This is a genomic window from Pseudomonas sp. ICMP22404, from assembly GCF_006227205.1.
GTDB lineage: Bacteria > Pseudomonadota > Gammaproteobacteria > Pseudomonadales > Pseudomonadaceae > Aquipseudomonas.
In genome coordinates, this window is the sequence record NZ_VCNG01000018.1 from 1 (window position 1) to 12837 (window position 12837).

General features: G+C 60.0%; 13 protein-coding genes and 1 pseudogene. 11 read left to right on the forward strand and 3 right to left on the reverse strand.

The window, feature by feature from the left end; translation table 11 throughout:
• Positions 1 to 892: RHS repeat-associated core domain-containing protein (locus tag FGE05_RS24880; protein ID WP_176563033.1), on the forward strand; the 892-nt coding region annotated here is incomplete at its 5' end.
• Positions 893 to 896: 4 nt separating this feature from the next.
• The gene (locus FGE05_RS24885) at positions 897 to 1298 is read left to right on the forward strand and encodes a hypothetical protein (protein ID WP_041022340.1); all 402 of its coding nucleotides are present in this window, start codon (positions 897 to 899) and stop codon (positions 1296 to 1298) included.
• Positions 1299 to 1476: 178 nt separating this feature from the next.
• Here the strand turns inward: FGE05_RS24885 and FGE05_RS24890 are convergent, their stop codons facing one another.
• Entirely contained in the window at positions 1477 to 2388 is a 912-nt protein-coding gene (locus tag FGE05_RS24890) for a LysR family transcriptional regulator (RefSeq protein WP_055135477.1), read from the reverse strand.
• Positions 2389 to 2485: 97 nt separating this feature from the next.
• Here FGE05_RS24890 and FGE05_RS24895 point away from each other — a divergent pair, with 97 nt between their 5' ends.
• Together FGE05_RS24895 and FGE05_RS24900 are read left to right on the forward strand one after the other, a co-directional pair.
• Complete coding sequence (locus tag FGE05_RS24895) at positions 2486 to 2932, forward strand: ester cyclase (RefSeq protein WP_139649129.1); 447 nt, start codon at positions 2486 to 2488, stop codon at positions 2930 to 2932.
• Positions 2933 to 2945: 13 nt separating this feature from the next.
• Positions 2946 to 3866 (forward strand): NADP-dependent oxidoreductase, encoded by a 921-nt coding sequence (locus tag FGE05_RS24900; protein ID WP_139649131.1) that lies wholly within the window; start codon positions 2946 to 2948, stop codon positions 3864 to 3866.
• A 14-nt stretch (positions 3867 to 3880) separates the two neighbouring features.
• Here the strand turns inward: FGE05_RS24900 and FGE05_RS24905 are convergent, their stop codons facing one another.
• Both FGE05_RS24905 and FGE05_RS24910 read right to left on the reverse strand, forming a co-directional pair.
• On the reverse strand, positions 3881 to 4111 hold the full coding sequence (locus tag FGE05_RS24905; protein ID WP_139649133.1) for a hypothetical protein: 231 nt from the start codon (positions 4109 to 4111) through the stop codon (positions 3881 to 3883).
• Complete coding sequence (locus tag FGE05_RS24910) at positions 4108 to 5298, reverse strand: colicin E3/pyocin S6 family cytotoxin (protein ID WP_139649135.1); 1191 nt, start codon at positions 5296 to 5298, stop codon at positions 4108 to 4110. Before FGE05_RS24910 ends, FGE05_RS24905 begins: the two co-directional genes overlap by 4 nt.
• 291 nt (positions 5299 to 5589) lie before the next feature.
• On the opposite strand from FGE05_RS24910, the gene FGE05_RS24915 reads away from it, so the two are divergent.
• From FGE05_RS24915 to FGE05_RS24945, 7 genes and pseudogenes are all read left to right on the forward strand, one after another.
• Entirely contained in the window at positions 5590 to 6867 is a 1278-nt protein-coding gene (locus FGE05_RS24915; protein ID WP_139649137.1) for a cystathionine gamma-synthase family protein, read from the forward strand.
• Between the two features lie 150 nt (positions 6868 to 7017).
• Positions 7018 to 8448, forward strand: a complete 1431-nt coding sequence (locus tag FGE05_RS24920; RefSeq protein WP_139649139.1) for an amino acid permease — start codon at positions 7018 to 7020, stop codon at positions 8446 to 8448.
• 36 nt (positions 8449 to 8484) lie between these two features.
• Positions 8485 to 9375: a LysR substrate-binding domain-containing protein gene (locus FGE05_RS24925; RefSeq protein WP_024780783.1), complete on the forward strand. Its 891-nt coding sequence runs from the start codon at positions 8485 to 8487 to the stop codon at positions 9373 to 9375.
• A 16-nt stretch (positions 9376 to 9391) separates the two neighbouring features.
• Positions 9392 to 10771 carry a threonine synthase gene (gene thrC, locus FGE05_RS24930; protein WP_139649141.1) on the forward strand — a complete coding sequence of 460 codons (1380 nt, stop codon included), beginning with the start codon at positions 9392 to 9394 and terminating at the stop codon, positions 10769 to 10771.
• Between the two features lie 9 nt (positions 10772 to 10780).
• Positions 10781 to 11218 carry an Lrp/AsnC family transcriptional regulator gene (locus FGE05_RS24935; RefSeq protein ID WP_024780781.1) on the forward strand — a complete coding sequence of 146 codons (438 nt, stop codon included), beginning with the start codon at positions 10781 to 10783 and terminating at the stop codon, positions 11216 to 11218.
• A gap of 153 nt (positions 11219 to 11371) precedes the next feature.
• Positions 11372 to 11473, forward strand: a pseudogene (locus tag FGE05_RS30510) (Lrp/AsnC family transcriptional regulator); the annotation flags it as partial.
• Between the two features lie 311 nt (positions 11474 to 11784).
• On the forward strand, positions 11785 to 12834 hold the full coding sequence (locus FGE05_RS24945) for a homoserine dehydrogenase (RefSeq protein WP_139649143.1): 1050 nt from the start codon (positions 11785 to 11787) through the stop codon (positions 12832 to 12834).
• Positions 12835 to 12837: the final 3 nt, after the last annotated feature.

Consider the following 12837-nt stretch of genomic DNA (forward strand, 5'->3'; position numbering starts at 1 on the left):
CCATCACCACCGCAGCTACCTCTACGAACCCGGCACCTTCCGCCCGCTGGCGCTGCTCGACGGCAAAGGCCTCAACGCCTGCCCGTTCTACTACCACCTCGACCACCTGGGCACGCCCCAGGAACTGACCAACTACGGCGGCCAGATCGTCTGGTCGGCGCGCTACCACGGCTACGGCAAAGTCCGTGAGATAGAACACGGCGGCGGCGAACAACTGGAACAACCGCTGCGCTTCCAGGGCCAATACTTCGACCCGGAAAGCGGCCTGCACTACAACCGGAACCGCTACTACAATCCGGAAACGGGCCGCTACCTGACCCCTGATCCGAGCAAACTGGCGGGTGGGCTCAATGGGTATCGGTACACCCTGAACCCGACGGGGTGGGTGGATCCGTTGGGGTTGGTGGATTGCCCGGGGAAGGGTGGGTGCAGGCCGGCGGTTGGGGAGCAGGATCCGGCTGCGAAGGTTGGGGTGGGGGAGGACGAATTATCCCCGCCAAAACCTAAGTTTCTTTATCGTGGAGATTTGAGAACGCCAGAAGTCATTTTTAAAGAAGGATTTGTGAGTTTGGGAAAAAGCACTGACTTACGGCTTCATGTTTTGGATAATAGAAACCCGCTGAGTAATTTTGTAAGCACCTCCACCGATGTCGATGTTGGGATCGATTTTGGAACAAGATACAGGACGCAAAAAGGGTATTTGTATGTTTTAAAGAGAATCCCTGGGCGCGATGTGAATAAGGAGCTGCCGCGTAAGGATATCCCTTATAGCTATGAACATGAGATCGCAATTCCTGATCGAATAAAGACGGAAGATATCCTTGGGGTCACTCCGTTGAAGAAGGATGGTTCCTATGTTGGGTATTCTTTGCCCAATCCAGAAAGGAAATGAAAAAATGACGAAGCAAGTTGTCGTGATTATCAAAGATGGCAAAAGGGAAGAGGCACAGCTAGATGTGGATGCTGCGAAATCAACTATTTCTTTAACCTTTAAAAGCGGCTGGAAAAAAAAGTATTCTGGACTGGATGTGTATTCATGCCTTGGTGAAATTATCAAGGAGCACTCCAATCTAAAATTTTTATGTAAAGGAGCTAAGTTGAGCGTGCGCCCTTCCAGTATGTCCTCTCAAATGTCATCAGGAATAGTGGCATATGATCATGTCTTGGGTGTACGTGCCTCAAGAGCGAGTCTCGTAAATATATTTGATTATGAAGATCAGCAAATAGTGAGCGATCCTCAGCTACAAAAAGACTATTTTTTCCGTTGGCTAGAGTCTATAAAAGATATAGATGAGTAGAGTCTCGTGCTTCGCTTTCAGAAGCCCCTCAACTTAAGGGGTGACTTCGGGGGCGACTTAAGGGGTGACTTCGGGGGGTAGCAGTCTCCGTTCAGTTCAAGAGGCCGAGCCAAGGCTACCACCATCCACTGTTGAAGAGAGTCAACTCAGGGCCAGACACCAGCGGATCAAATGTAAATCAAACCCGCCCAGCCACTTCCTCAACCAACCCCCTGAACCACTGCTGTGCCGGATGAGACTCGCTGCGCCGGTGCCAGATCAGGTCGAACGCCATCCGAGGCAACGTGACCGGTGGTGGGAACATCACCAGCTTGTTGCTGCCCGCCGCGCCCATCGCCACCCGTTTCATCACCGTAGCGGTCAACCGGGTACGGGCGATCAGCGAGGGCACGGCGAACATCTGTGGCAACGTCAGGGCCAGTTCGCGCTGCTTGCCCTGTTGAGCAAGGGCGTGATCCACCAAACCGTGCAAGTCCCCTTCAGGCGAAACCAGCACGTGGCGAAGCTGCAGATAGGTCTTCAGGGTCATGGCGCGACGGGCCACCGGATGGTCATGGGCGACAATGGTGACGAATTCGTCGGTAAGCACGGTCCGGCTCAGTATCCGCGCCGCCGCTTGAGTCGGCGGCACACCCACCGCCGCGTCGATCAGGCCGCTGTCCAGCATGTCGACCGCGTGATCTCGGTCGTTGAACGCGTACACGTTCACCGAAACCCCCGGCGCCTGCTCCGCGAGTGCCTGCAACAGCGCGGGCAAGAGCACATAGGCCGGGTAATCGGAGAGGCCGAGTTTGAACACCAGCGAAGCCTTGCCAGGCTCGAACTCGGGCCGCTCGACCAATGCAACTTGAAGCTGGTGCAACGCCTGGGCAATCGGCACCGCCAGGTCCCGAGCTCGAGGCGTCGGCAAAAGCCCCTCGGCACTGCGGGCAAACAACCCATCACCAAGCAGCGTTCGCAGCCGCGATAACGCGGCACTCATCGCCGGCTGACTGACACCCACCCGAGCCGCCGCGCGGGTGACATTGCGCTCCGTCATCAGCGCGTCGAAGGCCACCAGCAGGTTCAGATCAATCCCATGAAAATCCATAAATCAAATAATCATTCATATCGGCTATTTGTTAGACGGATCATAGCCCTCAATCCCAAACTCTCGCTACCACCCCACTTCAATGGCGAGACCCCCAATGACCCTATCAACCACCCACCTTGCTGAACAGCTGCGCGCCGAGCGCCGGGCCGTCGAAACCTTCTACCGTGCATTCAGTGACCAACAGCCAGACCTCGTCGATGAAGTACTCACCCGTGACTGGGACGACATCCCGTTGGCACCCGGCCAGGTACCTGGCCCGGAAGGCATCAAGGCCATTATCCGCAGCTTCGTCCAGGCGTTTCCGGATGTGCGGATCGTCGTCCACGACATGGTCCAGGAGCCCGGAAAAATGGGCGTGCGCGCCGAAATCACCGGCACCCATGCAGGCGAACTCTTCGGCATCGCCGCCACCGGCAAGCAGGTCAGTTTCCGCATTCATGAATTCCACACGTTCCGTGACGCGAAGCTGACCACGACATGGCACATGGAAGACTGGTTTGCCCTGTTCCTTCAACTCGGCCAGTTCCCTGCCCAGGCCTGAAAGGAGTTTTCCCATGAAGAGCGCTTTGATTAATGAGTTCGGCAGCCCGGATGTGATCGTCGAGGGCGAAGCGAGGTTGCGAAACCCACAACCCAACGAAGTGGTCGTGCGCATTGAGGCCGCCAGCGTCAATCCGCTGGACGTCAAGATACTTGCCGGTTACATGCAGCCGATCTTCCCGGTGGCATTCCCCTATGCTCCAGGGACCGATTTCAGCGGTGTGATTGAGTCCGTCGGCGAGCAGGTGAGCGTCCTCAAGACCGGGGATCGAGTGGTCGGACGAACCTCCCCCGAGCATGGCGGTGCGTTCGCCACCCATCTGGTCATCGCCGCTTCCGAACTGTGTGTCATTCCCGCGCCGATGAGTTTCGAACAGGCCGCTGCATTGCCGACCGCGTATGGCACGGCCAGGCAGGCGCTTTTTGATATTGGCAAGTTGCAGCGCGGCCAACGTGTGCTGATCCACGCCGGTGCCGGCGGCGTCGGCAGTATGGCAGTCCAGCTGGCCCATCTTGCCGGCTGCCATGTGATCGCAACGGCCTCGGCGAAGAACCTCGAACTGCTGAAAAGCTTGGGCGCCGATGAAGTCATCGACTACCGAACCCAGACCCTGGACAGCGTGCGCGAAATCGACCTGGTGCTCGACACCCTGGGTGGCGAAACGCTGGAGGAATCCTGGCAGGTGCTGCGTCCAGGCGGACGCATATCTACCCTGGTGGAATTCAATATCGAGGGGCGGGACGGTCACGCGGGTGAGTTCGTCTTCTTCGCCAGCGCCGTGCCTTTCCTTCCCGAGGCGATCCGACAGTTCAGTGCGGGGCAATTGCAGATCATCATCGACTCCACCTTCACGCTGGCGGAAACCCAGGCGGCGGTGGAAAAGGTCGCCACTGGGCATGCTCGAGGGAAGGTGGTGATTCGCCCGGGTGGCTGATCCCCAACCGCATGCTATTCAAGGCAGACAATTTGAATGATTCGGTTGTCGCCGTTTAATGTCGTATGGGTCCATTGCTCTAATGTTGCTATCTGCTGTGGCGTTAGGTCATACACAAAGCAAAAGTCTTCCGGCTCTGTCCATTTCATAAGAGTTACTAACTGGTCTACATATGAGCTCGGAATCTCTACGCTCTGTAATAGCTCTTCGGTTGTCTTGTCAAAAATTTCAACGATGGGCTTCATTTTTCTACTTTCCTGGTTGGGTCGGCAGGTTTGGTTTGTTCGCCAGTTACCGGATCAAATTCACCAAGATGCTTCCCTTGTTTTGTGTATAGCTCTACGGCAGCGTGCTGTGAATCCCACTCGTAGATCCGGCCTGCTCGATCCTTCCATCGTCGACGTTTGACGCCTCCGCCACGTACAAACGTTTTTGATGGAGCAATTTTGGCATCTGGAAATGCTGGAAGCAGCGCTGGAGGCTTATGGTATTTATGATCCCCCGGAACACTTAGAACCACATAAACCGGCCGAACCTCCGCCCCCACCGGAAACACCAGAATGAAATCCCGATACTCCGGCGGATAAATCGGATCGACGATGATGCTGTCGGCCATCGGCGTGGGCGGGTAGATCCAGATGGGAGGGGCCTGCGGTGCCGCTTCCAGGGCGGGGATACCCAGGGTGTCGGACGGATCGACGGCTGGCGTCCAGATCAGCTCGATGCCGTCACCCAAGTCGGCGATGTAGTGGTCGGCGCGAGGGACCAGGTGGACGACGTCGACCATTTCCCAATCGCGGTTCTGGCCGGTATAGAAGCCATAGCCCTTGAGGCTGCCATCGGCCTGTTGCTCTATTTGCAGGCGCATGCGGCTGCGGGCCTGCTTCAAGTTGTGTAGCTGTTCTTCGGAGTAAAGGGCGCTATCACCCAGGCTGGAAGGCCAGAGCAAGGCAACCATGCCGGTCAACAGCCCCGTGACGACGGTGCCGCCCACCGTTGCCGCGGTTGCTTCAAGTGCGGTGCCGCCGAGAGCAAGCCTGCCCAATGACGCGGTTACCGCGCCGGCGCCCATCTGCTTGAGGGGCACAGTCCCCGATCCATCGGTATGCCTGCCGCCGAGCCAAACCAGATCGCCGTACTGCTTGACCAAGTCAGCCGGCACATAGCCGTTGGGGTTGCGGTAATCAATGACGCCGTCGGGTAACTTGCAGCTCTTGGCGAACACACTGCCGGTGACGGGCAGTGGCGTTCTATCGACCGTGGCCCAGCGTTCCTTTTCGTAGGCGGCCTGCCGGGCAAGCATGGTTTCATACTTCAGTTGCCCGGCTTCACGCTCGGCCAGCTCGCTGGGTGTCATGTCCCGATAGGTGACGTAATGCCCGTCGCCGCCGGGCGGGTTCTTGACTTGGGGGATGTCTTTTTGGCGTGTCACGGAGGGGCAGGTCTCGTCCAGTCGATGCGGGAGAGACGCTAACCCAAGGGCTCAGGCTGGGGCTGTAGGCGCTTTCTGTATTGGTTGTGCCTTTTTCCTCAGGCTCCGCAGGACACTGGAGCGCGTGAACGAAGAAGGCGCGTTGCAGCCAATAACTTCGCACTCAGCCATTAAAAAAAGCAGACCTTTGGCACCGATAACATCGTTTCTCGGGTGCTTTGCTTTTCCCTATATTGGCTGCCAGATCCGGTGAATGACTCAGCGTTCACCCCCTAAGTGCGAGTAGCCTCAATGAATAACAAACCTGACAGCGCAGGGCTTGATAACGCAGGAGCGGGAACCCGGGCGGTCTGGGGTGGCGAGCAAGTCAGGCATCCCTACAACGCCACACAAACCCCCATCGTGGTCAGCGCCGCGTACGGCTATGACGACATCGACGTCTGGTACGACGTCGCCTTGGGCAAGGCCCCGGGTTTTATCTACAGCCGCATGAGCAACCCCACCGTCGAGACCCTCGAAGCCAAGATCCGTGAACTGGAAATGTCCGAGTCCGCCGTGGCGTTCAGCACCGGCATGGCGGCGATCAGCAGTGTGCTCTACACCTTTCTGGCCCAGGGCGATCGGGTGGTGTCCACCAAGGACAGCTACGGCGGCACCAACAAGATTTTCGAAGAGTTCCTGCCGCGCATGGGGGTGGAGGCGACCTTGTGCGAGACTTTCGATCACGATGAGATCGAACGGGAAATCGCCAAGGGCTGCCAGGTGGTGTACCTGGAAACCCCGACCAACCCGACCCTGAAAATCCTCGATATCCAGCGTCTGGTGGCGGCGGCCAAGCGGGTCGGCGCCGTGGTGGTGGCGGATAACACCTTCGCCACGCCGCTCAATCAGAACCCCCTGGCATTGGGCGTGGACGTGGTGATCCACAGCGCGACCAAGTTCCTCAGTGGCCATGGCGATGTGCTCGGCGGCCTGGTCTGTGGCAGCGAATCCCTGATGGCCAAGGTACGGCATTACCGGGAAATCAACGGTGCGGCACTGGACCCGTTCTCAGCCTTCATGATCATTCGTGGCATGAAAACCCTGGTGCTGCGCATGCGTCAGCAGCAAGCCAGCGCGCGTGCCCTGGCGGAGTTCCTGTGCACCGAGCCGCTGGTGGAATCAGTCAACTATCCCGGCTTGCCCAGCCATCCGAACCACGCCGTGGCGTGTGCGCAAATGGCCGGCTTTGGCGCCATCGTCAGTTTCGTCCTGGTCGGAGGCATGGACACCGTCACGGCGCTCTTGCCCCGTCTGCGCTTCGCCCACTGCGCGGGCAACCTGGGTGCGGTGGAAACCATCTATGGCCCGGCGCGCACCACCAGCCATGTCGAAAACACCCTGGAGGAACGGCTGGCCCTGGGCATCTCCGAGGGGCTGGTGCGGGTCTCGGTGGGCATTGAAGACACCGACGATTTGCTCGACGACTTGAAGCAGGCGTTCGCTTTTGTCCGGGCTGCGCGGGAACAGCGGACGCAAACGAATTCGCACGCTTCAACCCTGGAAGTGTGCACCGAAACCAGCCGTTGAACTGTCAGCGTCAGACCCTCGCGACAAGGCGGTCACGGGGGTGTTCATGAATAGGAAAATAATAAAACCGGATGACGACCCGTGTTGTCTCTGTGCTGTCACTGCGCGCAGAGGTCGGGGCGTGTCCTCACGACTTTCATGAGAACAACCATGTCCATAAAACAAGAACAACTCAGTACGCAGGTCGGCTTCAAGCAGGAAATGCAAACACGCCATATCGTCATGCTGGCATTGGGTGGCGTGATTGGCACCGGGCTTTTCCTCACGTCCGGCTACACCGTGAATCAAGCCGGCCCGTTGGGTGCGGTGATCGCTTACATCATCGGCGCCTTGATGGTGTACATGGTGATGATGTGTCTCGGTGAACTGGCGGTGCAGATGCCGGAAACCGGTTCATTCAGCACCTACGCCACGCGCTTTCTCGGCCCGGGTACCGGTTATACCGTGGCCTGGTTGTACTGGCTGACCTGGACCGTGGCCATCGGTTCTGAATTCACCGCCGCCGGTATCCTGATGGCGCGCTGGTTTCCAGACACACCGGTGTGGATCTGGAGCGCGCTGTTCGCCTGTGTGGTGTTCCTGAGCAACGTGGTCTCGGTGCGCTTGTTCGCCGAAACCGAGTTCTGGTTGTCCCTGGTCAAGGTCGCGACCGTGGTGGCGTTCCTGCTGATAGGCGGCGGCGCGATTCTCGGCCTGCTGCACATCGATCAGGCCCACAGCATCGGCTTGAGCAACTTCACCCGCGAAGGGCTTTTCCCCACCGGCTTCATGCCGATTGCCATGACGCTGCTGGCTGTTTCGTTTGCCTTCTCCGGCACGGAGTTGATCGGTATCGCCGCCGGTGAAACCAAGGATCCCCAGCGCAATGTGCCCCGCGCCATCCGCACCACCGTGCTGCGCCTGGCGATCTTCTTCGTCGGGACCATCTTCGTCCTGTCGACCTTGTTGCCTCGCGAACAGGCCGGCATCGTCGAGAGCCCCTTCGTCACCGTGTTCACCTACATCGGCATTCCGTACTCCGCCGACATCATGAACTTCGTGATCATCAGCGCCTTGCTGTCGGCCGCCAACTCCGGCTTGTACGCCGCCTCACGGATGCTCTGGACCCTGAGCGACCAAGGGCACCTGCCCAAGCAGTTCTCGGCACTGACCCGCATGGGCACGCCTCTCAACGCGATCATCGTCAGCATGGCCGGCGGCGCCGCCTCGTTGCTCAGCAGTGTCTTTGCCGCCGACACCATCTATCTGGCGCTGGTGTCGATCTCCGGGTTGGCCGTGGTGGTGGTGTGGATGAGCATTGCCGCCAGCCAGATTGCTTTCCGTCGCCACTACGTCGCCAATGGCGGTGATGTGCGCCACCTCAAATTCCGCGTCCGCGGCTATCCGTGGGTGCCGCTGGGGGCGCTGGTCTCCTGCGGGTTGGCGTGTGTCGGGATTGCTTTCGATCCGGAACAGCGGGTGGCGTTGTACTTCGGCTTGCCATTCATTGTCTGGTGCTATTTCGTGTACTTCATTACCCGCAAAAGCCGCGAGCAACGCTTGCTGGTGAACCCGTTGGCACAGCCGTCCGATGCAATCTAGACGGTGCCGGGGGGAGGGCGTCAATGAGGCAGAATCATGAAGCAGAAACCGTTACCCCCGTTGAACTGGCTGCGGGCATTCGAAGTGTCGGCCCGCTGCCTGAACTTCACCCACGCCGCCGAGGAGTTGTGCTTGACCCAAGGCGCGGTGAGCCAGCAGATCCGTCAGCTGGAAAGCCACCTGGGGGTGGCGCTGTTCAAACGCCTGCCCCGTGGCTTGGGGCTGACCGAGGAAGGCCAGTCCTACCTGCCGGTGGTGCAGGATGCGATCACACGCCTGGCGGTGGGGACCAACGAGATTTTCGGCCAGCACAAGCGCCGGCCGATCAAGGTCCGCGGCAGCCTGGCGTTCTTCGTGCACTGGCTGGCGCCGAAACTGGTGGACTTCCGCCAGGCCCATCCCCAGGTCGACATCCGCTACATCAGCAACATCTGGGTCAAGGAACTGGATGGCGAGGACGACCTGGAAATTCGCTGGGGCCATGGTCAGTGGTCGGGCCTGGTGTCGCAGCGGCTGACCTGGGACACCTTGTTCCCCGTCTGCTCTCCAGCGCTGATGGCGCGTTCGCCACTGCAGGAACCGGCGGACGTGGCGAAGCATCCGCTGTTGCATGTGCTGGGGTACGAAGAAGGCTGGGGGTACTGGCTGAACATGGTCGGTGCCGACCACGTCGATTCGTCGACGGGCATGCAGTTCGACACGCTGGTCTGCACCTTGCGCATGGCCGAACTGGGGCAGGGGATCGCCCTGGCCCGGTCGTCGATGGTCGCTGACCTGCTTGAGGAGGGACGCCTGGTCGAACCCTTCACCCAGCGCATCGAAGCCAGCGAGTCGTTCTACCTGGTACGCGGTTCCGGGACCGAACAGCACCCCGACGCCGTCATGTTCGCCACCTGGCTGGTCGAGCAGGCACATCGTTTCAAATGAATGGCCGGAGCCAACCATGCGCTATGTAAGTACCCGAAACTCGGTCGTGCAGGTCGATTTCGAAAAGGTCGTGTTATCGGGCGTGGCCCCGGCCGGCGGGCTGTTCGTGCCGCTGGAGTTGCCGCTGTTCGAACCCCAGGAGATTGCCAACTGGTCGACCTTGTCCTATGACGAGCTGGCTTATCGAGTAATGAGCCCGTTCGTGGGCGAGACAATTCCCGAGGCAGACCTCAAGCGCATGCTCAAGGAGGCTGGCAGCCAATTCAGCCATCGCTCCCTGGCGCCTCTGCATCAGGTGGATCGCAACGAATGGGTCCTGGAACTGTTCCATGGCCCGACCCGCTCCTCGAAGGATTTTGCCGCCCAGCTCCAGGCTCGGCTGGTGCAATATTTCCTGCGCAAACGCGATCGCCGCGCCGTGGTGATCGGCGCCACCAATGGCGATACCGGGCTGGCGGCCATCGAAGCTTTCAAGCATTGCGAGGAAACCGTGGTGGTCGTGGTCTACCCGGAAGCGGGCGTACCCCAGGACCAACTCCGGCACCTCCAGGCGGTGGCGCATCCCCGGGTCCACCAGTTCGCCGTCAATGGCAGCTTCGACGAGTGCCAGACCCTGGTCAGCCGGTTGTTCCGGCAGTGGCAGTGCACCGGGCACGAAGCGATCAGTTTCAACTCCAGCAACTGGGTGGGGGTGCTGGCGCAGTTGGTGTTCTATTTCCACGCCGTACTGCAACTGGGCGGCGGCCAGCGGCCCATCGGTTTCAGTGTGCCGGCGGCGAGTTTTGCCGAGGTCTATGCCGGTTACATTGCGCAGAAGATGGGCTTGCCGATCACCCAGATGATCGTGGCGACCAACCAGAACGATGCGCTGCACCAATTATTCTTGAAGAACCACTACTCCCGGTTGCGCGCCAACAAGACCTTGTCGCCGGCCATGGACCTGTCGATCTTTTCCAACCTGGAGCGCTTTCTCTGGGAGCTCTACGGGCATGACGACCAGGCTGTGAGTGCGCTGATGGAACACTTCGAAAGCAGCGGCGAGATGACCATCGCCAATGAGTTCTGGCTGCAGGCGCGGATGATCATCGATTCCTACGCCGTCAGTGATGAACAGACCCTGGAAGAAATCACCTCGCTGTACCGCGACACCGGCTACGTCATCGACCCCCACACCGCCACCGGCGTGCTTGCGGCCAGGCTGTACCGGCGAAGCCTGGTGGCGCCGATGGTGACCCTGGGGGAAATCTCACCGGCCAAATCGGCGGCGTTGCTTGGCGAGCTGGGGATCAGCGTTTCGCCACTGCATCACCCGCTCGCGGAACACGGCCCGGTGCAGATCCATCGGATCCAGCCGGACGACCTCGACACCCTCCATCAACTGCTCGGCACGCTGTAAGGAGGCTCCGTGAAGCGAATTCTCGACCCGCTCGACGAACGCATCATCGCCGAACTGCGCCTCAACGCCCGGGCCGCCCATGCCGAGCTGGCGGCGAAGGTCAACCTGTCGCGCAATGCCGTGCGCCAACGCATCGAACGCCTCGAACGCGACGGGGCGATCCAGGGCTATACGGTGCGAACGGGGGAGGGGCTTTCGGCAGCGTCGAACATCAATGCGGTGATTTTCGTCTACCGCTACGACCGCATGCGCGGCGCGGAAGTGTTGCAGGCGCTGCAAGCCATGCCGGAAGTGCTTCAGTGCGACGTGATGAGTGGCGAATTCGATCTGATGCTGCGGGTCGGCGCGGCGAGCCCGGAGCGAGTGCACAGGGTCTGGAAGAACATCTCGGCGTTGCCGGGGGTGGAGAACACCGTCACCTCATTCGTACTGTCGTCAGTGATCTGAAGCTCGACACACAACCCCTGTGGGAGCGAGCAGGCTTGCTCCCACAGGGTTATGTGTCTGTTGATCGTTCCCACGCTCGCTGTCGTGCAATGCCGTGCGCCAGCGCATCGAACGCCTCGAACGCGACGGGGCGATCCTGGGTTATACGGCGCCGCGGCGAGCCCGGAGCGGGTGCACAGGGTCTGGAAGAACATCTCGGCGTTGCCGGGGGTAGAGAACACCGTCACCTCATTCGTGCTGTCGTCAGTAATCTGAAACCTGACACACAACCCCTGTGGGAGCGAGCCTGCTCGCGATAGCGGTAGACCAGCCGACTTCGATGTTGACTGTCCTGACGCTATCGCGAGCAGGCTCGCTCCCACAGGGTTATGTGTCTGTTGATCGTTCCCACGCTCCCGCGTGGGAATGCCGCCAGGGACGCTCCGCGTTCCGCGCCTGATCGACCCAGACAAACCCCTGGTCAAAACGCCCATGAAATAGAGCAAATTGGCATATTTCACTGCCCGGCCCACCCCCCTAACCTAGATCCAACAACCTCATCACCCGGATCAAGGGACACAACAAAAATGACTGAATACAAACTGGCGCTGGTCGGCTTCGGCGGTGTGAACCGGGCATTGGCGCAATTGATCGCCGAGCGTAACGACCGCTGGAAAACCGAACTGGGTTTCACCCTGAAGATCGTCGGCGTGACCGACCTGTTTCTTGGCTCGGTCATGGGCCGTGAAGGCCTGGACGCTGCGCTGCTGGCCAAACTGCCCGCCACCAAGGGCGCCTTCGCGCAATGGCCAGGAGGCAACGTCGAAGCGCTCAACGAAGCGGTGATCAAGGAGAGCGGCGCGGACATCATCGCCGAAGCCACCTTCACCAATCCGGTGGACGGCGAGCCCGCTACGTCGTTCTGCCGCTGGGCCCTGGAAGGCGGCAAGCACGTCGTCACCACCAACAAGGGACCGATTGCCCTGCATGGCGCCGAGCTGAAAGCACTGGCCCGCCGCAACAACGTCGCCTTTGAATACGAAGGCTCGGTGATGAGCGGCACGCCGGTCATTCGCGTCGCCAAGCAGTCGCTGGCCGGCAGTGCGATGACGGGTTTCGAGGGCATTCTCAACGGCACCTCCAACTTCGTCCTCACCTGCATGGAAAACGGACTGGGGTTTGCCGAAGCGGTTGGCAAGGCACAAGCGCTGGGCTATGCCGAAGCCGATCCGACCGCGGATGTTGAAGGACACGACGTGCGCCTCAAAGTGGTGATCCTGGCGAACGAACTGCTCGACGCCAAGCTGAAGGTCAGCGATGTCAGCTGCAAAGGGATTTCCTCCCTTGACCTCGGCGACATCGAAAAAGCCCGCCAGGACGGCGCCCGCTGGAAACTCATCGGCGCCGCCAGCCGACACGCCAACGGCTCGATCAGCGCCAGCGTCGAACCGCGTCTGTTGAGCAACGATCATCCGCTCGCCGGCGTGAGCGGCGCCACCAACGCCGTGTCGTTCGCCTCCGAACTGCTCGGCGCCGTGACGGTGTCGGGCCCTGGAGCCGGGCGCACGGAAACGGCGTTTGCGCTGCTCTCGGACATCATCGCCATCCACCAGTCTGCCGTGCGCAACCAGGAGTAACCC